We start from the raw sequence: 19,541 nt of genomic DNA on the forward strand, positions 1-19,541 counted from the left end.
CGCACGCATCATAGCCCGAACCAGGCAGCCACCTGGCGCGCCTTGGTTTGCAAATCCGGCAGCGTCAGGCCATCGTTGTAGACGACAAAATCTGCCGCCGCACGGCGTACGGCACGGCTGCTTTGCGTGGCCATGATGGCGTGGATGGCATCCACCGTCAGTCCACTGCGCGCCTGCACGCGGGCCAGCTGCGTTTCCTCGCGGCAGTCCACCACCAGCACGGCATCGAGCTGGCGCGGCCAGCGATCCGATTCGGTCAGCAGCGGGATGTCGAACACGATGAGCCGCTTGCCCGCTTGGGCGGCGGCTGCCGCGGCTTGGGCGATGGCGTTGCCCACCAGGGGGTGGACTATGGTCTCCAGCCGCTCCTTGGCCTGCGGGTCGGCAAATACCAGGGCGCGCATACGGGCACGATCCAGGGCGCCATGGCGGTCCACATAGTCAGGGCCGAATTGATGGCGGATGGCGGCCATGGCCGCCCCCCCGCTCTGCGTCACCGAACGGGCAATCGCGTCGGCATCGATCAGCGCCGCGCCGCAGTCGTGCAGCATGGCGGCAAAGGTGCTCTTGCCGCTGCCTATGCCGCCGGTCACGCCCAGGCTTGCCGGGCGTGGGTGGGCTGCGTGAGTGGGCGTGGCAGTCATCTACAGCAGCCCCAGGGTGGCATAGATGGCCTGCATGATGCGCCCCGGCCCCCACAGCATGGCCGCCAGGCCGCCGCCCGCCAGAAACGGGCCGAAAGGCACGTATTTGCCCTCGCGCAGGTTGCTGGCGAACTTCATGCCAATGCCCACGATGGCGCCTATCACCGAGGCCATGAGGATGATGGGCACCAGGGCCTGCCAGCCAAACCAGGCGCCCAGGGCGGCAAACAGCTTGAAGTCGCCATAGCCCATGCCCTCCTTGCCCGTGGCGAGCTTGAAGCCCCAGTACACGGTCCATAGCGACAGATAGCCCGCGGCTGCGCCGAGCACCGCGTCCACCGGCGGCACCTCCGTCCAGTGCAATACGGCGGCCAGCAAGCCGGCCCACAGCAGGGGCAGGGTGATGTCGTCGGGTAGCAGCGTGGTGTCCCAGTCGATGAGGGCGAGGGCCACCAGGGCGGCAGAAAAACCGCACCAGGCCAGCGTCGCCAGGGACCAGCCCCAGCGCATGGCGCAGGCATAAAACAGGGCTGCCGTGGCCAGCTCGACCAGCGGGTAGCGTGCACTGATGCGCGTGCCGCAGCCCGAGCAGCGGCCACGCAGCCCCAGGTAGCTGAGCACGGGAATATTTTCATACCAGCGCACCTCATGCCCGCAGGCGGGGCAACGCGAGCGCGGGGTCCACAGATTGAACGTCTCAGGTGCTGGCGTGTCCTGCTTGCCCGGCTTCAACAGGCCCGTGTCTTGCGCGTATTGCGCGCATTCGGCCGCCCATTGCCGCTCCATCATGCCCGGCAGGCGATGGATCACCACGTTCAAAAAGCTGCCAATCAGCAATCCCAGGACGCCAACCAGCGCGGCGTCGGCAAGCATCGACCCCGTCATCAGACTACCTGCCCCAGCTTGAAGATGGGCAGGTACATCGAGACCACGATGCCACCGATGAGGGTGCCCAGGAACACAATGATGATGGGCTCCATCAGGCTGGACAGGCCGGCCACCATTTCGTCGACCTCGGCCTCGTAGAAGTCGGCCGCCTTGCTCAGCATGTGGTCGATGGAGCCCGATTCCTCGCCGATGGCGCACATCTGCAGCACCATGGACGGGAACACATTGGCATTGCCCATGGCCGCCGTCAGGCTGGTGCCGGTGGAGACTTCCTGCTGGATCCTGTCGGTCGCCAAGGCATAGACCGAGTTGCCGGAAGCGCCACCGACCGAGTCCAGCGCCTCCACCAGCGGCACGCCCGCAGCGAACATGGTGGACAGGGTGCGTGTCCAGCGCGCCACGCAGGATTTGTTGATCAGGGCGCCAAAGATGGGCATCTTCAGCAGGAAGCGATCCATCGCCTGCTGCATTTTTTCGCTGCGCTTCCAGGCCTGCATGAAAAAATAAAAACCGCCGCCAATCACGCCGAAGATCAGCCACCAATAGTCCACAAAAAACTCGCTGATGGCCATGACGAACAGCGTGGGCGCCGGCAAATCGGCGCCGAATGAGGTGAAAACCTCCTTGAATGCGGGAATCACAAAGATCATGATGACGGTCACCACGACGAAGGCAACGATAATCACAGAAACGGGATACATCAAGGCCGAACGGATCTTGGATTTAATGGCCTCTGTTTTCTCCATATAGAGCGCCAGACGATCGAGTAATGCCTCCAGAATGCCGGCCGCCTCGCCTGCCTCCACCAGGTTGCAATACAGGCTGTCGAAATGCATGGGGTATTTGCGGAACGCCGCATTCAGCGAGGTGCCGGTTTCCACATCGGCGCGAATATCGTTGAGAAGTTTGGTCACGCTGGGGTTGGTATTGCCCCGCCCCACGATATCAAAGGCCTGCAGCAACGGCACGCCGGCCTTCATCATGGTTGCCATCTGGCGCGTGAACAGGGCGATGTCCTTGGGTTTGATTTTCTTGCCCGCGCTCATGCGGCGCTTCTTGATCCTGGTCGGCAAGACACCCTGGCGGCGCAGCGTGGCCTTGACCTGGTTCTCGCCAGCCGCCCGAACCTCGCCACGCACGATTTTGCCGCTGCGATCCTTGCCCTCCCATTCAAAGACAAAGTCCTTGATGCCCCTCGATGCCACGGTCGCCATGGTGCTTTCTCGCTGGTACGGTTATTCGTTGGTCACGGCCAAAACCTCTTCCAAAGAGGTCAGGCCCATCTTGGCCTTGTGCAGGCCTGCCTCGCGCAGCGTGCGCACACCTTCGCGACGTGCCTGCTCGGCAATGTCCAGGGCACTGCCGTCGCGCAGGATGATGCGCTGGATTTCTTCGGAAACCGGCATCACCTGGTAGATGCCAAGCCGGCCCTTGTAACCATTGTTGCAGGCGGAGCAGCCCACGGGCCGGTAGGTCACCCAGGAGCCGTCGATCTCCTCCTCCCGGTAGCCAGCCTCCAGCAAGTTCCCACGCGGTATGTCGGCGGGCGCCTTGCATTGCGGGCAGAGCCTGCGCGCCAAGCGCTGGGCGGTGATCAAGATCACGCTGGAGGCGATGTTGAAGGGCGCGATGCCCATGTTGCGCATGCGCGTGAGAGTGGTGGGCGCGTCATTGGTGTGCAGCGTGGACAGCACCAGGTGACCCGTCTGGGCGGCCTTGATGGAAATATCGGCGGTTTCCAGGTCGCGGATTTCACCCACCATGATGATGTCCGGATCCTGGCGTAGAAAGGCTTTCAGGGCGGTGGCAAATGTCAAGCCCGCCTTTTCATTGACGTTCACCTGATTCACGCCCGGCAGGTTGATTTCCGACGGGTCTTCGGCCGTGGCGATATTCACGCCCGGCTTGTTGAGCAGGTTCAGGCAGGTGTAGAGCGAGACGGTTTTTCCTGAGCCCGTGGGGCCGGTCACCAAAATCATGCCGTAGGGCCGGCTGATGGCGCGCAGCAGGCGTTCCTTTTCTTCTGGCTCGTAGCCGAGGGCATCGATACCCATTTTGGCGCTGCTTGGATCCAAGATGCGGATCACGATTTTTTCGCCAAACAGCGTGGGCAGTGTGCTGACGCGAAAATCAATGACGCGATCGGCCCCCACCTTGAGTTTCATGCGTCCGTCCTGGGGTACGCGTTTTTCCGATATATCCAGACGGGAAATCACCTTGATGCGCGAAGCCAGCTTGTCCTTGATGGCAATCGGCGGAGATACGATTTCACGCAGCTCCCCGTCAATGCGAAAACGCACACGGTAGTTATGCTCATAAGGTTCAAAATGCAGGTCGGATGCACGCATGTTGAATGCATCCAGCAGCATCTTGTGCAAAAACCTGACGACCGGGGCGTCTTCTACCTCATTCGTTGCGGATTCCGAGTTGTCTTCGGCGGCTTCCTCGATGGAAATATCGCCAAATTCAAAATCCCCATCATCGACAATGCTGTCCAGGGTTTCGCGGTTTTTTTTGGCGGTGGCATCCACCAAATGAATCAGCTTGTCGTATTCCGCAATGATCCAGTCCACGCCCATTTGCGTTGTGAACTTGATCTTTTCCGCCGCCTCCTGGTTCGTGGGGTCGGCCGTGGCGACGATCAGGCGATTGTTGCGTTTGCTCAGAACAACCACATGGTAGGCCTGGCACAGCTTCTGATCCAGCAAACCCTGAGGCAGGCGCCCACGATCCAGCGCATCGACATCCAGCAGTGGCGCACCAAAGATGGAGGACAGCGTGTGGGCCAGATCGTTGGAGGTGACTACATTGGTTCCGATCAATTCGGCAATGAAACTGGAACGCGCGGATTGTGATTTTTTGTAAATTTCTTCGGCGGTTTTCTGATTCAGCTTGCCCACAGACATTAATGCCCGAGCCAAACCCGGCAAGGCAACGGGTTGAGCGGCTTTCTGTGTGCTGTCTGCGGTGACCATGTAACCAGTGGATTCTTATGGGAAAAAACGAAACGATCCTATCATCGCCGATAGCCTGGGGCATGTACAGAATTTGCCTGGCCGATGGGCCGGTCGGTAGTGCCAAAGCAGCCAGAGGTGTTTTCCTGTCGCTGAGGTGGCTCATTCAGTGGGTGCTGACGGGCAGGCCCGTGGGCTGGATATAGCCCAGCTTCCAGGCCAGCAGCAGGCATAGAAACAGCACAATCGACAGCCCCACGCGCAGAGCCAGAGCCTGGACCATATGCTTGCTGCGTCGCCGGTCTTCGCCTTCGCCGCGCATCATGAAAAATAGCGCCGAGCCCAGACTTGCGATGATGGCGAGAAACGCCAAAGCCACCAGTATCTTCATGGAGCCCATTATCCGGTGAACCCCGCACAAGCTCGTTTCGGTTGGCGCTTTTGGCTGCTCACGCTGGTCTCTGTAGTGGTCATGGGGGGCACTGCAGCACTGGGGTTCTGGCAGCTGTCGCGTGCCACGCAAAAGCAGGCCATGCAGGCGGCCATTGACGAGCGTCAGCGCATGGCCCAATTGGTCGATGGTGACTTGTTGCGCGCCCGCGCTGGCGGTGTGACTGCGCTGCTGCACCGCAGTGTGCTGCTGAGCGGCGAATGGTTGCCTGAGGCGACGGTGTTTCTGGACAACCGCCAGATGCAGGGGCGAGCGGGTTTTTGGGTGCTCACGCCACTGCGCCTGCGCGGCAATCAAGGCGTGGTGCTGGTGCAGCGGGGCTGGGCGCCGCGCAATTTCCTGGAGCGCACGCAACTGCCGGGCATCGTTACGCCGGCTGGCGATGTGCAGCTGCAGGGGCGGATTGCAGGCAATGTGGCGCGGCTTTATGAGTTTGCACCCGCCGGCAAGGGCGAGGGGGCTTCGCGCATCCGGCAGAATCTGGACCTGGGTGCCTATGGCGCAGAGCTGGGTCTGCCCCTGCTGCCGCTGATCGTGATCCAGACCGATGCCGCCAGCGACGGGCTGCGGCGCGACTGGGCGCCGGTCGATACCGGCGTCGATAAGCATTACGGTTATGCGTTTCAATGGTTTGGGCTTTGCGGCCTGGTAGTAGTCCTCTATGTTTGGTTCCAATTCGTCCGACGTTTACCCTTCCATGGCGCCCGGCCCGGGGCCTGAGCCCGCAGGGCGGCCAGCGCGGCGTTCGCGCCGCATGGGGCGCTGGCAGTTGCTGGGCCTGCTCCTGGTGTGTGCAGCGCCGGTGCTGGCTTCGTATTTCACCTATTACGTGATCCGTCCCGAAGGCCGGCGCAACTTCGGCCAGCTGGTCGAGCCGCAGCGGCCCATGCCGGCGCAGGCGCTGTTGACCACGCTGGATGGCCGGCAGCAGCCCCTGGGCGAGCTGCGCGGCCAGTGGTTGCTGGTGAGCGTGGCCAGCGGTGCCTGCGACGCGGATTGCCGCGACAACCTGTACCTGCAGCGCCAGCTGCGTGAGGGCATGGGCCGCGAGAAGGAGCGCATGGACTGGGTCTGGCTGGTGACCGACGATGCCGCACTGCCCGTGGACATCACCGCCGGACTTTCTCAGGCCACGGTGCTGCGCGCCGATGGCGCCATGTTGGAGTCATGGCTGGCGCCTGAGGCCGGCCATGCCTTGTCCGAGCATCTGTACGTCGTCGATCCCGGCGGAAACTGGATGATGCGCTTTCCCGCGCGCCTGGAGGGCGCCGGCGCGGCCCAGGCCAGGCGCGACCTGGAGCGCCTCCTGCGCGCCTCGTCTTCCTGGGATCAGGCGGGCCGAACGAAGGAGCAGCCATGAACAGCACGCAATCTCTCTACGATCTGGCGCCACTGATCGAGATCATGGCCCTGGGCCTGGTGATCGCGCTCGGGCCATTGACCTGGGTATGGTGGAGGAGCCGCGGCGGCACGCCGGTGCGGCGCCTGCAGGCGCTCACCGTGCTGACGCTGTTCCTTACCTTTGACCTGGTCATGTTCGGCGCCTTCACGCGTCTCACGGACTCGGGCCTGGGCTGCCCCGACTGGCCGGGCTGCTACGGCAGCGCCAGCCCTGTGGGCGCGCACTCCGAGATCTCCGCGGCGCAGCAGGCCATGCCCACCGGCCCGGTGACCCATGGCAAGGCTTGGGTGGAGATGATTCACCGCTACCTCGCCACCGGCGTGGGCGTGCTCATCATCGCGCTTACCGTGGGGGCGTGGCGCCAGCGTGGCGCCAACCGCGTGCTGAGTCCCTGGTGGCCAACGGCCACGCTGGTCTGGGTCTGTCTGCAGGGCGCCTTTGGCGCGCTCACGGTGACCATGAAGCTGTTCCCGGCCATCGTCACGCTGCACCTGATCGGCGGGCTGGTGCTGCTGGCGCTGCTGTGCCTGCAGGCCGTGCGCCAGACGCAGCACACCCGCGGCGTAGCCCCAGAGGCCCTGCCGCACGGACTGCGCTGGCTGCTGGCCGGCGCGGCTGCCCTCGTGGCGCTGCAAAGCGTGCTCGGCGGCTGGGTCAGCACTAACTATGCGGTGCTGGCCTGCACCACCTTCCCGCAGTGCCAGGGCAGCTGGTGGCCGGAGATGGCCTTCGGCGAAGGCTTCCAGATCTGGCGCGAGCTGGGCCATCTGCAGGATGGCAGCCTGATCAGCTTTGCGGCCCTGACCGCGATCCACTATGTGCACCGGCTGGCTGCCTATGGAGTGTTGCTGGTGCTGGCGCTGCTGGTGTGGCGCCTCATGCGTGCGCGCGTGCTCGGGGACCAGGCACGCTGGCTGGCGGGTCTGGCGCTGCTGCAGCTGCTCACCGGCCTGTCCAACGTGATCCTGGACTGGCCCCTGGTGGCGGCGGTGCTGCATACGGGCGGTGCGGCCGCCCTGATCGTGGTGCTGACCTGGGCCCTGGCCGCCAGCCGCACCGCCACGGCCGATGCCAGGGCGGTTCACGCGCAGGCACGGGCTTCGGCATCCAAGAGGAGGGTGTCTGCATGAGTATCGCGCCCGCTCCGGCCCCCGGGCCCGCTCCCGCAGGCCCCTTTGGCATGACCGGGCCCGGGGCACTGCCCTCGCGCCTGTTCCAGTTCTACGCGCTGACCAAGCCGCGTGTGGTGCAGCTGATCGTGTTCTGTGCCTTCATCGGCATGGTGCTGGCCGTGCCCGGCCGGCCCAGCGGCGTGCAGTGGGGGCTGATGGCGCTGGCCAGCGTCGGCATATGGCTGGTGGCGGGTGCGGCTGCGGCCTTCAACTGCCTGGTGGAGCGGCACATAGACGCGAAGATGAAGCGCACCGCCTGGCGCCCCACGGCCAAGGGCGAACTCTCCAGCGCGCAGGCGTTGGCATTTTCCGCGCTGCTGTGTACGGCCGGCTCGGCGCTGCTGTATTGGTGGGTCAACCCGCTGACCATGTGGCTCACCTTTGCCACCTTCGTGGGCTATGCGGTGGTCTACACCGTGATCCTCAAGCCACGCACGCCGCAAAACATCGTCATCGGCGGGGCCTCCGGCGCCATGCCGCCGGTGCTGGGCTGGGCCGCCATGGCCGGCGACGTGGGCGCCGAGGCCCTGATCCTGTTCCTCATCATTTTTTTGTGGACGCCGCCGCATTTCTGGGCCCTGGCGCTGTATCGCGTGGAGGACTACCGCAAGTCCGGCTTACCCATGCTGCCCGTCACGCATGGCAGCGAGTACACGCGGCTGCAGGTGCTCCTGTATACGCTGGTCCTGTTTGCCGCCTGCCTCATGCCCTTCGCCTATGGTATGAGCTCGTGGATCTACCTGGCAGCCGCCGTGCTGCTGGGCACGGGCTTTTGCCTCTATGGCTATTGGCTGTGGCGGGATTATTCCGACGCGCTGGCGCGCAAGACCTTCCGCTTTTCGCTCATCCATCTGAGCCTGCTGTTTGCGGCGCTGCTGGTGGATCACTATGTGTTCTGATCTCAAGCCATGTTCAAACGTACTGCTCTTAAAAATATAGCTATTGGCGCATTGTGGGTGGGCTCTGCAGGTCTTTTTTCTGCTTGCTCACCGAAAGGCCCGAAGTTTCAGGGCGTGGACCTGACGGGGGCCGAGTACGCACGCGACCTGCCGCTGACCGACCACAATGGCCAGGCACGCACCCTCAAGGACTTTGCGGGCAAGGTGGTGGTGGTGTTCTTCGGCTATACGCAATGCCCGGACGTATGCCCCACCTCCATGTCGGAGCTGGCCGAGGTCAAGCGTGCCCTGGGCGCCGACGGTGAGAAACTGCAGGGCATCTTCGTCACCGTGGATCCTGAGCGCGACACGGCCGAGATGCTCAAGGCCTATATGGCCGGCTTTGACCCGAGCTTCATCGCCCTGCGCGGCACGCCCGAGCAATTGGTCGCCGTGGCCAAGGACTTCAAGATCTACTTCAAGCGCGTGGACGGCCAGACGCCCACGAGCTACACCATGGACCATTCGGCTGGCAGCTATGTCTACGACACCAAGGGCCGGCTGCGCGTCTACCACCGCTATGGCGCCGGCGCGCAGAGCCTGGCGGCCGACGTGCGCGCGCTGCTGGACGAGGCGCGCTGAAGAGTGCAGGGACTTCTCCCTGCAACCCTCACTCGGCCCGGATACCCTGCTCGCGGATCACGCGGGCCATCGCGGCCGTGTCCGCCTGGATGCGGTTGGCCAGGCCTTCGGCCGAGGAGCCCACGGCCTGCCAGCCCTGCTGGAACAGCTTGGCGCGCACCTCCGGGCTGCGGGCAATCTCACCGATCAGTACCGATAGCCGCGCGCGCACTGGCGCCGGCATGGCCGCCGGCGCGGCAAAGGCGTTCCAGATTTCCAGCTGAAAGTCGCGCACATCGGCCTCCGCCAGGCTGGGCACATGGGGCGCCAGCGCGCTGCGCCCGGCCGAAGTCACGCCGATCAGGCGCAGCTTGCCGGCGCGCTCCTGGGCCTGTGCCAGCGCCGGCGGCAGCAGCGCCATCTGCAGCTGGCCGCCCAGCATGGCCGTGACCACCTGCGGGTAGCCGGGGTAGGGGATGTGCACCGGGGCGATGCCCGTGCGCGCCTTGAGCAGCTCCGTGCCCAGGTGGCCCACGGTGCCCACGCCGGGCGTGCCATAGCTCCAGCGGTTGCCGGCCTGGCGCGCGGCCTGCACAAAGGCGCGGGCGTCCGCGGGAGCATCGCCCTGGCCCACGGGTGCGCTGAGCACCAGCGGCGACACCCCGATCAGCGACAGCGGCGCCAGGTCGCGCGCGGGGTCGTAGGGCAGCTGCGGGTTGAGCAGCCTGGCAATCGTCAGGTTGCCGTTGATGAACAGGCCGATGGTGTGGTCGTCCCGCGCCTTGGCCACGGCGTCGGCGCCGATATTGCCGCCCGCGCCTACCTTGTTCTCAACGATCACCGGCTGGCCCAGGGCCTGGGACAGCGGCTCGGAGAAGGTGCGCGCCGTCAGGTCGGGCGAGGAGCCCGGGGGAAAGCCCACGATGATGCGCAGGGGCTTGGCAGGCCAGCCCGGCGTGGCGGGCGCGGCGCCCTTGCCGGCCACGGCGGCGCCGCAGATGGACGCCAGGGCCAGCGCCAGCAGGCCGCGGCGGGCGGGGGAGTGACGGTACATGGGAAATCTCCTGGAACAAAAAAGCGCGCGGCCTGTGTGGGCCGCGCGCCTGGATTATCTGCCTGCGGCGCAAACCGCTCAGGCGTACTCGACCAGCGCCTTCTTCATCTTCTTCATCGCCGCCACCTCGATCTGGCGGATGCGCTCGGCGCTCACACCGTACTCGGCGGCCAGCTCGTGCAGCGTCATGCCGCCCGAGCCGTCGTCATTCACCTGCAGCCAGCGCTGCTCCACGATGCGGCGGCTGCGCGCGTCCAGCCCGTCGAGCGCCGCGGCAATGCCGTCGCTGGCCAGCGCATCGCGCTGGCGCGACTCGATCATGGCCGTGGGTTCGTGCGCCGTGTCGGCCAGGTAGGCAATGGGGCCGAAGGCCTGCTCGCCGTCATCCGATGGTGCAGGGTCCAGCAGCACGTCGCCGCCGGACAGGCGTGTCTCCATCTCGATGACCTCTTCGCGCTTGACGTTGAGCTGCTCGGCCACCAGGTCGATCTCCTGCTCGGACAGGGTCTCGCGGTGCGTGTCGGCATCCAGCGCATCGGCCTTGAAACCATGCTTCATGGAGCGCAGGTTGAAGAACAGCTTGCGCTGGGCCTTGGTGGTCGCCACCTTGACCATGCGCCAGTTCTTCAGGATGTACTCGTGGATCTCGGCCTTGATCCAGTGCATGGCGTAGCTCACCAGGCGCACGCCCTGGTCGGGATCGAAGCGGCGCACGGCCTTCATCAGGCCCACGTTGCCCTCCTGGATTAGGTCGCCATGCGGCAGGCCATAGCCCAGGTACTGGCGCGAGATGGATACCACCAAGCGCAGGTGCGACATGACCAAGCGGCCGGCTGACTCCAGGTCGCTGTCGTCCTTGAGTTGGTGCGCATAGCGCTGCTCCTCCTCCAGTGTGAGCAGGGGCAGGCGGTTGACGGCGGAGATATAGGCGTCCAGGTTGCCCAACGGCGGAACCAGGGCCCACGGATTCACGGGCGCCAGCGTCGTCACGGTAGATGCAGTCTGGAGTGCCATATCCATAGTCCTTTCTTGCATAAATCTCATATTAGCACTCCATTGGAGCGAGTGCCAAAACCAAAGTTCCCGTGGGCGAATACCCGCCGCCAGGCTGCAGCTAACATCCGGTAGCCACCGCTCAAAGACCGTTGCAACTGTCCACGAATGCTCGAAGATATTAAGAAAACCCTCTGGGCCGCCGCCGACAGCCGTACCCACATTGAATCGCAATCACGCTCATGGACTGCCGTATCTGGTTCCTGCCGGGCAGTGCATTCAGGCTTATGAGTCAGTTGTGATGCCGATGCATGTGCGCGCCAAGCACAACGAGCTTCGCGCCCAAACCCTCTCCACCCTCCGCGACACCCAGTTCCCCCGCCTGATCTTCGGCCAGCTGCGCCTGCCCGCAGCGGCCTCCTATGAAGTTGCCACGCCATGACCTCACCTCACCCACCCGCTGCACCCGCCCAGCCACGCAACCCCCTGCACGGCCTCACCCTGGAGGCCATCGTCACGGCGTTGGTGGCGCACTATGGCTGGCAGGAGCTGGGCAGGCGCATTCCTGTGCGTTGCTTCACCAGCGAGCCCAGCGTGTCGTCCAGCCTGAAGTTCCTGCGCAAGACGCCCTGGGCGCGCGAGAAGGTGGAGGGGCTGTACCTGTTCATGCTGCGGGACCAGCGGCGTGACCAAATGCATCAAAATTCATAGCTCATACCGCTGGATTCCGGAGTGCGTGAACATGAAGGGGCCGCACCACATGGCCGCATCCCAATGTTTCTTTCACCCGATGCGTACCACCGGCACCCCCATCACTTCCAACACGCTGGGCGAATCGGTCAAGGCGTTTGTGCCGCACCCCTTGCCGCCCAGCCAGCCGCCGCTGGCGCCCGAATCCTTTGCGGCGGCCAACCGCGCGGCGGAGACGGCGCTGGCCCAAGATGGACTATTACCGCCACCTCTCCCACATTCGCACGCAGGGCGATTGGGAAGGGGGGACTTCTTTCTGCTAGGCGTGGAGCGTGTGCGGCAAAAGCTGGGCACGAGCTTCCCGACCGCCAACGCTGCGGTGCAACTGCTGGCGGAGTTGGGCATCGTGACCGAGTTGACGGGCCAGAAGAAAACCGCAGCTACAGCTACCAGCGCTACATTGAGTTGATGAAGCTGTAGCCGGAAAAGAGAGAGGGAGCCATGACCGAAGAGCAACTCGAATGCGACAACCGGGGCGAACCGCTGGGCCTGAGAGCGTGCCCCATGAAAAGCCTTTGAACAGGCTCTAAACTGCGGCGTTGCCAGCCGGGCGTGGGTGAGGAAGCAATCCCCAGGCATCGTCGCCCGGGCCTGGTACTGTTGCCCCATGCACCCAAGGAGACCCGATGATCAGCTATGACGTGACCGAATGTGGCCAGCCCCTGGTGCGCAATGAGCGCGCCACTCCCCAGCCCGTGGACGACCAAGTGCTGGTGCGCATCGAGGCGGCGGGCGTGTGCCACTCCGACCTGCACATCTGGCATGGCTCCTACGACCTGGGCCATGGCAAGAAGATGTCCATGGCCGATCGCGGCCTGAAGCTCCCCCTGACCATGGGCCACGAGATCGCCGGCGAGGTGGTCGCCGTGGGCGATGCCGCCAAGGGCGTGACCGTGGGCAAGCGCTACCTGGTCTTCCCCTGGCATGGCTGCGGCGAGTGCAGCGTGTGCCGGCGCGGCGACGAGAACCTGTGCCTGGCCGGCAGGTCCATGGGCGTATTCCAACCGGGCGGCTATGCCGACCATGTGCTGGTGTCCCACGCGCGCTATCTGGTGGACATTGGCGACATGCCGCCCGTGCAGGCCGCGCCCTATGCCTGCTCCGGCCTGACCACCTACAGCGCCCTGAAGAAGATACCCGCCCAGGTGCTCAGGGATGAAAGGCTGGTCATCTTCGGCGCCGGCGGCCTGGGCCTGATGGCCGTGCTGCTGGCCCGGGCCATGGGCAGCGCCGGTGTCATCGTCATCGAGCCCGACCCAGCCAAGCATGCCGCCGCGCTGCAGGCCGGTGCCCAGGCCGTGTTCAGCCCCGCGCAGGACGGTTGCATGGCCCAGGTGCGCCAGGCCGCCGGTGGCGCGGTGTGGGCCATCATCGACTGCGTGGGCTCCAGCCAGACCGTGCAGGCCGGCATCGACCTGCTGACCAAGGGCGGGCAGCTGGTGCAGATCGGCCTGTTCGGCGGCCATGTGGACCTGCCCACGCCCTCCATGGCCCTGCGCGCCATCACCTACCAGGGCACCTACGTGGGCAGCCTGCGCGAGCTGCAGGAGTTGATGCGGTTGGTCAAGGAGAAAAACCTGCCGCCCGTGCCCAGCACCTGCATGCATTTCAGCCAGGCCTTCACGGCCCTGCTGGCGCTGGAAGAGGGCAAGGCCGTGGGGCGGCAGATTTTGACGCCGCAGGGCGCGGGCTGAAGTCTTTTGCGTCGTGGCCAGTACCAGCCTGACTCTGCCAGACTCGCGCCATGCACAGCACCGCAACCCCCCTGATCGCCGTTGTGACCACCACCGTCGCCAGCGCGGCCGACGCGAAGCAGCTGGCCGCCGGCGCCGTGCAGGCGCGCCTGGCCGCCTGCGTGCAGGTGGAGGCCATCAGCTCGCACTATGTCTGGCAGGGCGCGCAGCATGAGGACGAGGAATGGCGCCTGGTCTGCAAGACGCTGCCCGCCGCCGTGCCCGCACTGCGCGCCTGGCTGCGCGCGCAGCACCCCTATGAGGTGCCGCAGCTGCTCACCCACCAGGTCGAGGCCGAGGCCGACTATGCGCAGTGGGTGGGGCAGCAGGTGGATAGGTGATGCAGCACCCCTGGGCCCCGGCTTTCGCCGGGGTGACGGTGATGTTTTTGGGGGGCAACTGGGCTAACACCCCTCAAGCCAGCAGCGCCTGCGCGAATTCGCGCGCGTTGAAGGTTTCCAGGTCTTCCATCTTCTCGCCCACGCCGATGAAGTAGACCGGCACGGGCCGGTCCTGGGCGATGGCCGCCAGCACGCCGCCCTTGGCCGTGCCGTCTAATTTTGTGACGATCAGGCCGGTGAGCTGCAGCGCGTCGTCGAAGGCGCGCACCTGGGTCAGGGCGTTCTGGCCGGTGTTACCGTCGATGACCAGCAGCACCTCGTGCGGGGCGCCGGCGTCGGCCTTGGTGACCACGCGGCGGATCTTCTTCAGCTCCTCCATCAGGTGCAGCTGGGTGGGCAGGCGCCCGGCCGTGTCCACCAGCACCACGTCCTTGCCGCGCGCGCGGCCGGCGGTGACGGCGTCAAAGCTCACGGCGGCCGGATCGCCACCCTCCTGGCTCACGATCTCCACCAGGTTGCGCGTGGCCCAGACGCCCAGCTGCTCGCGCGCCGCGGCGCGGAAGGTGTCGGCCGCGGCCAGCAGCACGCTCTCGCCGTGATCAGCCAGGTGCCGGGTGAGCTTGCCGATGGAGGTGGTCTTGCCCGCGCCGTTCACGCCCGCCACCATGATCACGGTGGGGGTGTGCTCGCCGATCACCAGGGGCTTTTCCAGCGGGCGCAGCAGGTCGGCCAGGGCGTCGGCCAGCAGGGCCTTGACGGCGGCGGGCTCTGTCGCCTTGGCCTCCTTTACGCGGCGTTTCAGGTCATCGAGCAGGTGCTGCGTGGCCTTCACGCCGGTGTCGGCCATCAGCAGCGCGTCCTCCAGCTCCTCGTACAGCGCGTCGTTGATCTGCGTGCCGGTGAAGACGGTGGCGATGGAGCTGCCGGTCTTGCGCAGGCCGGATTTCAGGCGCTCCATCCAGCCCTGGCGCTGGCCCTCGGGCTTTGGCGTTGGCTCGGGCACGGCGGGCGGGGCCTGGTCTGCCGCGGGTTCGGCCTGCGCCATGGCTGCGGCGGGCTCGTCCGCGCCGCCCAGGGACTTGCGCAGCCAGCCAAAGGCGCCGCCGCTGGCGGGTGCCTCGGCCTGCGGCGCCGGCGCGCTGGCGGGTTCGGCGGGGGAGGGGGATTTTTTCTTGAAAAAACTGAACATTGCTAGGTTCTTAGAATCGCAGCCATTCTATGAAACGCGCTATCACCCTTTTGGGCCTGCTGGCCTGCCTGCATGCGGGGGCGCAGACCGCACCGGCTTCCTCCACCCTTGCGCCGCTGGCCACCACGGCGACGGGGGCGCAGCAGTTCACCCTCAGAAACGGCATGCAGCTCATCGTGCAGCCCGACCGGCGCGCGCCCACGGCGGTGCACATGGTCTGGCTGCGCGTGGGCTCCATGGATGAGGTCGATGGCCGCTCGGGCGTGGCCCATGTGCTGGAGCACATGATGTTCAAGGGCACGAAGAAGCTGCCGCCGGGCGAATTCTCGCGCCGCGTGGCGGCCCTGGGCGGGCAGGAGAACGCCTTCACCAGCCGCGACTACACGGGCTATTACCAGCAGATTCCAGCCAGCCGGCTCGCCGACGTGATGCGGCTCGAAGCCGACCGCTTCGCCCACAACCAGTGGCCCGATGCCGAGTTCGGCAAGGAGATCGAGGTGGTCAAGGAAGAGCGCCGCATGCGCACCGAAGACCAGCCGCGCGCCGCGCTCATCGAGCAGCTGTATGCCACCACCTTCATCGCCTCGCCCTACCGCCGCCCGGTGGTGGGCTGGATGAGCGACCTGGACTCGATGACCCCGGCCGATGTGCGCCAGTTCCACCGCCAGTGGTATGCGCCGGGCAACGCCGCGGTGGTCGTGGCCGGCGACGTGGATCCGGCCCAGGTGCTGGCCCTGGCGCAGAAGACCTATGGCGCTATTTCCCCGCGCGCCCTGCCAGCGCGCAAGCCGCGCACCGAACCCGTGCAGCAGGGCCTGCGCCGCATCGATTTCAAGGCGCCGGCCGAGCAGGCCTATGTGGCCCTGGCGTTTCGCGTACCTGGCATCGCGCGCATCGAGGACATGCAGGACAGCGACCGCGACGGCCTGGCCCTACTGGTGTTGTCGGCCGTGCTCAGCGGCTATGACGGCGCACGCCTGGAGCGCGCGCTGACCCAGGGCGCCGAGCGTGTGGCCGACAGCGCCGACAGCCATGCCTCGGTCGTGGGGCGCGGGCCGGCGCTGTTCCTGCTCACGGGCGTGCCCGCCGCGGGCAAGACGGCGCAACAGGTCGAGGACGCGCTGCGCGCCGAAGTGGCCCGCGTGGCGCGGGACGGCGTGAGCGAGGCGGAACTGTCGCGCGTGAAGACGCAGTGGGCGGCCTCCACCATCTACGCGCGCGACTCGCTCTACAGCCAAGCCAGCGATCTGGGCAGCAACTGGGTGCAGGGCCTGCCGCTGGATGCGGACGAGCGCCTGCTGAAACTGCTGCGCGCCGTGACGCCCGAGCAGGTGCAAGCGGTGGCCGCACGCTACTTTGGCGACGACCAGCTCACCGTGGCCACGCTTGTGCCCCAGCCGCTCGCGGCCGGTGCCAAGCGCGCCGCACCCGCGCCCGCTGCTGGCGAGCGCATGCATTGAGCCCAATGACTCCCATGAACAAAAATATAAAAAACATAGCTGTTCGCGCTTTACTGATAAGCGCTGGAGCCATTTTTTGTATGCAAAACGCATGGGCGCTGCTGCCCATACAGCACTGGACCGAGGCCAGCGGCGCGCGCGTCTGGCTGGTGCACAGCCCGGCGATTCCGATGGTGGATGTGCAGGTGGACTTCGACGCCGGCTCGCGCCGCGACCCGGCACCGCAGGCGGGCCTGGCCGCGGCCGCGGCGCTCATGAGCTCCAAGGGCGTGACGGCCGCCGGCGCCGGGGAGAGTGCGCTCGATGAAAACGACCTGGGCGAGGCCTGGGCCGACCTGGGCGCGAGCTTTGGCGCCCAGGCCGGGCGCGACAGCTTCCAGTACGCCCTGCGCTCGCTCACCGAGCCCGACTTGCTGGAGCGCGCCGCCCAGCTGGCCGCGCGCCAGATCGCCCAGCCCAGCTTCCCTGCGCCGGTGTGGGCCAGTGAGCGCGCGCGCTGGAGCGCGGCCATCAAGGAGTCCTACACCCGCCCCGGCCCGGTGGCGAGCAAGGCCTTTGGTAGCGCCGTCTACGGCAGCCACCCCTATGGCCAAAAGCCCGATGAGCAGACGCTGGAGCGCATCGCGGTGGCCGACCTGCAGGCCTTCCACCAGCGCGCCGTGGCCGCCTGCCGCGCGCGCGTGAGCATCGTCGGCGCACTGGACCGCGCCCAGGCCCAGACCCTGGTGCGCCAGCTGCTGGCCAGGCTGCCTGAGCGCAGCGGCGCCGACTGCGCCCCCCTGCCCGCCGTGCCCGACCCACAGCCGCTGCAACAGTCCGTGCAGCAGGCCATCCCCTTTGCCGCCGCGCAGGCCCAGGTGCTGATCGGCCAGCTGGGCATAGCCCGGCGCGACCCCGACTTTCTGGCGCTGCTGGTGGGCAACCACATCCTGGGTGGCGGCGGCTTCACCTCGCGCCTGACGCAGGAGGTGCGCGAAAAGCGCGGCCTGAGCTACAGCGTGTACAGCGACTTCTCGCCCGGGCTGAACCGGGGCGCCTTCGTCGTCGGCTTGCAGACCCGCCCGGACCAGGCGGCGCAGGCCGTGCAGGTGGCGCATGACACGCTGGCGCAGTTCGTCGCGCAAGGCCCCACCGAGGCCGAGCTGCGGGCCGCCAAGGACAACCTCATCGGCGGCTTTGCGCTGCGCATCGACAGCAACCGCAAGCTGCTGGCCAACGTGGCCAACATCGCCTGGAACGAGCTGCCACTGGACTACCTTGAGCACTGGACCGAACGCGTCAACGCCCTGACCCTGGCCGAGGTGCGCGCCGCCATGCAGCGCCACCTGCAGCCCGAGCGCATGGCCACCGTGGTCGTCGGGGGCCAGCCTTGAGCCGCGGCGCCGCCCGGCCTGGCGTGCGCAAGCCCGCAGCCGCGCGTGGCGCGGGCGAGGTGCGCATCATCGGCGGCCAGTGGCGGCGCACGCGCCTGCCCGTGGCCGACCGCCCCGGCCTGCGCCCCACGCCGGACCGCGTGCGCGAGACCCTGTTCAACTGGCTGGGCCAGGACCTCACCGGCTGGCGCTGTCTGGACGCCTTTGCCGGCACGGGCGCCCTGGGGCTGGAGGCCGCATCGCGCGGCGCGGCCAGCGTGCTGCTGGTGGAGGGCGACGCCGGCCTGGTCCGGCAGCTGGAGCTGCTGCGCGAGCGCCTGCAGGCGACCAGCGTGCGCGTGCAGCGCGGCGACGGCGTGGCCGCGCTGCGCCAGTGCCAGCCCGCCAGCATGCACCTGCTGTTCATCGACCCGCCGTTCGATGGCGCGCTGTTCGCCCCGGCGCTGCAGGCCGCGGCGCAGGCCGTGGCGCAGGGCGGCTTCATCTACCTGGAGGCGCCCGCCGCCTGGACGGATGCCGAGCTCAAGCCCCTGGGCCTGGCCTTGCACCGCCACCTGAAGGCCGGCACGGTGCATGCACACCTGTTGCGCCGCTCATCGGATGCTACTGATATGTGAGCTACTTGCGCTTGTCGTATAAGCGCTGGAGGCTTGTTTCGCATCAGGCTGCTGCATGGGTCACGGCGCTGCATAATCGGCCCCAAGGGGCCCGCGCCGGGCGCCACCCACTGCAAGGAGAAGCCACGCCATGGCGCATGTAGTTGCCGTTTATCCCGGAACCTTCGACCCCATCACGCTGGGCCATGAAGACCTGGTGCGCCGCGCGGCGCAGCTGTTCGAGCGCGTGATCGTGGCCGTGGCCATTGCCCATCACAAGAAGACGATGTTCAGCCTGGACGAGCGCATGGACATGGCGCGCGAGGCCCTGCAGGACTGCCCCCAGGTCCAGGTCGAGCCCTTCGAGGGCCTGGTGACCGAGTTCACGGCCGCGCGCGGCGGCACGGCCATGGTGCGCGGCCTGCGCTCGGGCACGGATTTCGACTATGAATTCCAGCTTGCCGGCATGAACCGCGCGCTGGTGCCGCAGATCGAGACCGTGTTCCTGACCCCCAGCAGCCAGTACCAGTTCATCAGCAGCACCCTGGTGCGCGAGATCGCCACTCTGGGCGGCGACGTGGCGCAGTTTGTCTCGCCCGCCGTGCTGCGGCGGCTGCAGGCCAGGGTGGGGAAGGCATAAACGCGCCGCCTGTCATCGGGCGGCGCGTGTTCTGGGGGCGCGCCTGGGATCAGGGGCGCACGACGATGCTGTTGCGCACCTCGCGCACATGCCGGGTGGTGCGGGCGATGGATTCGGCCCGCTCCTTTTCGGCCTGCGACTTGGCAAAGCCCGACAGCTGCACGGTGCCGTTGAGCGTCTCCACGCTGATGGCGGTGGCCGATACGCCCTTGTCCTCGGCCATCTTCGCCTTCACGGCGGTGGTGATGGCCGCGTCGTCCACGTAGGAGCCCACGGTCTGCTGGTCGCGGGCCACGGAGCAGCCGGTGGAGACGAGGGTGGCGCCCGTCAGCAGGGCGAAGGCGATCGCAGTGGCGTATTTCATGGTTGTCCTTCGAGGGTGGCTGGAGGGTGGCTGAGAAA

At 66.5% G+C, this 19,541-nt stretch carries 23 protein-coding genes; 14 read left to right on the forward strand and 9 right to left on the reverse strand.

The genetic code is table 11. The annotated features are described in order from the left end of the window. Positions 1-8: 8 nt before the first annotated feature. From coaE to P7644_RS04625, 5 genes are all read right to left on the reverse strand, one after another. Positions 9-644: a dephospho-CoA kinase gene (coaE, locus tag P7644_RS04605; RefSeq protein ID WP_404301872.1), complete on the reverse strand. Its 636-nt coding sequence runs from the start codon at positions 642-644 to the stop codon at positions 9-11. Next, a complete protein-coding gene (locus tag P7644_RS04610; protein WP_404301873.1) occupies positions 645-1,529 on the reverse strand; it encodes a prepilin peptidase in 885 nt (294 codons plus the stop codon). It abuts the gene before it with no gap. Then, positions 1,529-2,746, reverse strand: coding sequence for a type II secretion system F family protein (locus tag P7644_RS04615; protein ID WP_404301874.1), 1,218 nt, complete (start codon positions 2,744-2,746; stop codon positions 1,529-1,531). Before P7644_RS04615 ends, P7644_RS04610 begins: the two co-directional genes overlap by 1 nt. A 21-nt stretch (positions 2,747-2,767) precedes the next feature. Continuing rightward, complete coding sequence (gene pilB / locus P7644_RS04620; RefSeq protein WP_404301876.1) at positions 2,768-4,507, reverse strand: type IV-A pilus assembly ATPase PilB; 1,740 nt, start codon at positions 4,505-4,507, stop codon at positions 2,768-2,770. Between the two features lie 145 nt (positions 4,508-4,652). After that, positions 4,653-4,877, reverse strand: coding sequence for a twin transmembrane helix small protein (locus tag P7644_RS04625; protein WP_404301877.1), 225 nt, complete (start codon positions 4,875-4,877; stop codon positions 4,653-4,655). Between the two features lie 15 nt (positions 4,878-4,892). Between P7644_RS04625 and P7644_RS04630 the strand changes: the two genes are divergently transcribed. Genes P7644_RS04630 through P7644_RS04650 form a run of 5 tightly spaced genes read left to right on the forward strand, consistent with a single transcriptional unit; the run spans position 4,893 to position 9,031 of the window. Beyond that, entirely contained in the window at positions 4,893-5,657 is a 765-nt protein-coding gene (locus P7644_RS04630; RefSeq protein ID WP_404301878.1) for an SURF1 family protein, read from the forward strand. Continuing rightward, complete coding sequence (locus tag P7644_RS04635) at positions 5,599-6,297, forward strand: hypothetical protein (protein ID WP_404301879.1); 699 nt, start codon at positions 5,599-5,601, stop codon at positions 6,295-6,297. The genes P7644_RS04630 and P7644_RS04635 overlap by 59 nt, the downstream gene beginning before the upstream one ends. Continuing rightward, on the forward strand, positions 6,294-7,469 hold the full coding sequence (locus tag P7644_RS04640; RefSeq protein WP_404301881.1) for a heme A synthase: 1,176 nt from the start codon (positions 6,294-6,296) through the stop codon (positions 7,467-7,469). The genes P7644_RS04635 and P7644_RS04640 overlap by 4 nt, the downstream gene beginning before the upstream one ends. Beyond that, positions 7,466-8,410, forward strand: a complete 945-nt coding sequence (gene cyoE, locus P7644_RS04645; RefSeq protein ID WP_404301882.1) for a heme o synthase — start codon at positions 7,466-7,468, stop codon at positions 8,408-8,410. Before P7644_RS04640 ends, cyoE begins: the two co-directional genes overlap by 4 nt. Before the next feature lie 9 nt (positions 8,411-8,419). Beyond that, entirely contained in the window at positions 8,420-9,031 is a 612-nt protein-coding gene (locus P7644_RS04650) for an SCO family protein (RefSeq protein ID WP_404301883.1), read from the forward strand. Between the two features lie 28 nt (positions 9,032-9,059). On the opposite strand, the gene P7644_RS04655 is transcribed toward P7644_RS04650, so the two are convergent. Together P7644_RS04655 and rpoH are read right to left on the reverse strand one after the other, a co-directional pair. After that, positions 9,060-10,064 (reverse strand): Bug family tripartite tricarboxylate transporter substrate binding protein, encoded by a 1,005-nt coding sequence (locus tag P7644_RS04655; protein ID WP_404301885.1) that lies wholly within the window; start codon positions 10,062-10,064, stop codon positions 9,060-9,062. A gap of 78 nt (positions 10,065-10,142) precedes the next feature. Then, the gene (gene rpoH / locus P7644_RS04660; protein WP_404301886.1) at positions 10,143-11,078 is read right to left on the reverse strand and encodes an RNA polymerase sigma factor RpoH; all 936 of its coding nucleotides are present in this window, start codon (positions 11,076-11,078) and stop codon (positions 10,143-10,145) included. Positions 11,079-11,358: 280 nt separating this feature from the next. Here rpoH and P7644_RS04665 point away from each other — a divergent pair, with 280 nt between their 5' ends. The 5 genes from P7644_RS04665 to cutA all read left to right on the forward strand — a co-directional run bounded on the left by P7644_RS04665 (position 11,359) and on the right by cutA (position 13,881). Further along, positions 11,359-11,499: a hypothetical protein gene (locus P7644_RS04665; protein WP_404301888.1), complete on the forward strand. Its 141-nt coding sequence runs from the start codon at positions 11,359-11,361 to the stop codon at positions 11,497-11,499. Further along, entirely contained in the window at positions 11,496-11,768 is a 273-nt protein-coding gene (locus tag P7644_RS04670) for a VF530 family DNA-binding protein (protein WP_404301889.1), read from the forward strand. The genes P7644_RS04665 and P7644_RS04670 overlap by 4 nt, the downstream gene beginning before the upstream one ends. Positions 11,769-11,817: 49 nt before the next feature. Then, positions 11,818-12,216, forward strand: a complete 399-nt coding sequence (locus tag P7644_RS04675) for a hypothetical protein (RefSeq protein ID WP_404301891.1) — start codon at positions 11,818-11,820, stop codon at positions 12,214-12,216. A gap of 217 nt (positions 12,217-12,433) precedes the next feature. Beyond that, positions 12,434-13,501, forward strand: coding sequence for an alcohol dehydrogenase (locus P7644_RS04680; RefSeq protein WP_404301893.1), 1,068 nt, complete (start codon positions 12,434-12,436; stop codon positions 13,499-13,501). A gap of 50 nt (positions 13,502-13,551) precedes the next feature. Next, positions 13,552-13,881 (forward strand): divalent-cation tolerance protein CutA, encoded by a 330-nt coding sequence (gene cutA / locus P7644_RS04685; protein ID WP_404301894.1) that lies wholly within the window; start codon positions 13,552-13,554, stop codon positions 13,879-13,881. 73 nt (positions 13,882-13,954) lie between these two features. Here the strand turns inward: cutA and ftsY are convergent, their stop codons facing one another. Continuing rightward, complete coding sequence (ftsY, locus tag P7644_RS04690; protein ID WP_404301895.1) at positions 13,955-15,070, reverse strand: signal recognition particle-docking protein FtsY; 1,116 nt, start codon at positions 15,068-15,070, stop codon at positions 13,955-13,957. Between the two features lie 29 nt (positions 15,071-15,099). On the opposite strand from ftsY, the gene P7644_RS04695 reads away from it, so the two are divergent. From P7644_RS04695 to coaD, 4 genes are all read left to right on the forward strand, one after another. Beyond that, positions 15,100-16,530: a M16 family metallopeptidase gene (locus P7644_RS04695; protein ID WP_404301897.1), complete on the forward strand. Its 1,431-nt coding sequence runs from the start codon at positions 15,100-15,102 to the stop codon at positions 16,528-16,530. Between the two features lie 14 nt (positions 16,531-16,544). Continuing rightward, positions 16,545-17,903, forward strand: coding sequence for a M16 family metallopeptidase (locus P7644_RS04700; RefSeq protein ID WP_404301898.1), 1,359 nt, complete (start codon positions 16,545-16,547; stop codon positions 17,901-17,903). Continuing rightward, positions 17,900-18,520 (forward strand): 16S rRNA (guanine(966)-N(2))-methyltransferase RsmD, encoded by a 621-nt coding sequence (gene rsmD / locus P7644_RS04705; protein ID WP_404301900.1) that lies wholly within the window; start codon positions 17,900-17,902, stop codon positions 18,518-18,520. Before P7644_RS04700 ends, rsmD begins: the two co-directional genes overlap by 4 nt. A 130-nt stretch (positions 18,521-18,650) precedes the next feature. Further along, positions 18,651-19,139 carry a pantetheine-phosphate adenylyltransferase gene (gene coaD, locus P7644_RS04710; RefSeq protein WP_404301901.1) on the forward strand — a complete coding sequence of 163 codons (489 nt, stop codon included), beginning with the start codon at positions 18,651-18,653 and terminating at the stop codon, positions 19,137-19,139. A gap of 49 nt (positions 19,140-19,188) precedes the next feature. On the opposite strand, the gene P7644_RS04715 is transcribed toward coaD, so the two are convergent. Then, entirely contained in the window at positions 19,189-19,503 is a 315-nt protein-coding gene (locus P7644_RS04715; protein WP_404301903.1) for a BON domain-containing protein, read from the reverse strand. Positions 19,504-19,541 lie beyond the last annotated feature (38 nt).

The organism is Alicycliphilus denitrificans, from assembly GCF_044792555.1.
GTDB lineage: Bacteria > Pseudomonadota > Gammaproteobacteria > Burkholderiales > Burkholderiaceae_C > Alicycliphilus > Alicycliphilus denitrificans_A.

Coding starts and splice junctions, on each gene's coding strand:
- cutA (WP_404301894.1), top strand. CDS start 13,552: ATGCACAGCACCGCAACCCCCCTGATCGCCGTTGTGACCACCACCGTC.
- P7644_RS04615 (WP_404301874.1), bottom strand. CDS start 2,746: ATGGCGACCGTGGCATCGAGGGGCATCAAGGACTTTGTCTTTGAATGG.
- P7644_RS04635 (WP_404301879.1), top strand. CDS start 5,599: ATGTTTGGTTCCAATTCGTCCGACGTTTACCCTTCCATGGCGCCCGGC.
- P7644_RS04695 (WP_404301897.1), top strand. CDS start 15,100: ATGAAACGCGCTATCACCCTTTTGGGCCTGCTGGCCTGCCTGCATGCG.
- P7644_RS04680 (WP_404301893.1), top strand. CDS start 12,434: ATGATCAGCTATGACGTGACCGAATGTGGCCAGCCCCTGGTGCGCAAT.
- P7644_RS04655 (WP_404301885.1), bottom strand. CDS start 10,064: ATGTACCGTCACTCCCCCGCCCGCCGCGGCCTGCTGGCGCTGGCCCTG.
- P7644_RS04610 (WP_404301873.1), bottom strand. CDS start 1,529: ATGACGGGGTCGATGCTTGCCGACGCCGCGCTGGTTGGCGTCCTGGGA.
- P7644_RS04640 (WP_404301881.1), top strand. CDS start 6,294: ATGAACAGCACGCAATCTCTCTACGATCTGGCGCCACTGATCGAGATC.
- P7644_RS04650 (WP_404301883.1), top strand. CDS start 8,420: ATGTTCAAACGTACTGCTCTTAAAAATATAGCTATTGGCGCATTGTGG.
- ftsY (WP_404301895.1), bottom strand. CDS start 15,070: ATGTTCAGTTTTTTCAAGAAAAAATCCCCCTCCCCCGCCGAACCCGCC.
- P7644_RS04675 (WP_404301891.1), top strand. CDS start 11,818: ATGGCCGCATCCCAATGTTTCTTTCACCCGATGCGTACCACCGGCACC.
- coaD (WP_404301901.1), top strand. CDS start 18,651: ATGGCGCATGTAGTTGCCGTTTATCCCGGAACCTTCGACCCCATCACG.
- P7644_RS04700 (WP_404301898.1), top strand. CDS start 16,545: ATGAACAAAAATATAAAAAACATAGCTGTTCGCGCTTTACTGATAAGC.
- coaE (WP_404301872.1), bottom strand. CDS start 644: ATGACTGCCACGCCCACTCACGCAGCCCACCCACGCCCGGCAAGCCTG.
- pilB (WP_404301876.1), bottom strand. CDS start 4,507: ATGGTCACCGCAGACAGCACACAGAAAGCCGCTCAACCCGTTGCCTTG.
- P7644_RS04670 (WP_404301889.1), top strand. CDS start 11,496: ATGACCTCACCTCACCCACCCGCTGCACCCGCCCAGCCACGCAACCCC.
- rpoH (WP_404301886.1), bottom strand. CDS start 11,078: ATGGCACTCCAGACTGCATCTACCGTGACGACGCTGGCGCCCGTGAAT.
- P7644_RS04715 (WP_404301903.1), bottom strand. CDS start 19,503: ATGAAATACGCCACTGCGATCGCCTTCGCCCTGCTGACGGGCGCCACC.
- cyoE (WP_404301882.1), top strand. CDS start 7,466: ATGAGTATCGCGCCCGCTCCGGCCCCCGGGCCCGCTCCCGCAGGCCCC.
- P7644_RS04665 (WP_404301888.1), top strand. CDS start 11,359: ATGCCGATGCATGTGCGCGCCAAGCACAACGAGCTTCGCGCCCAAACC.
- P7644_RS04625 (WP_404301877.1), bottom strand. CDS start 4,877: ATGAAGATACTGGTGGCTTTGGCGTTTCTCGCCATCATCGCAAGTCTG.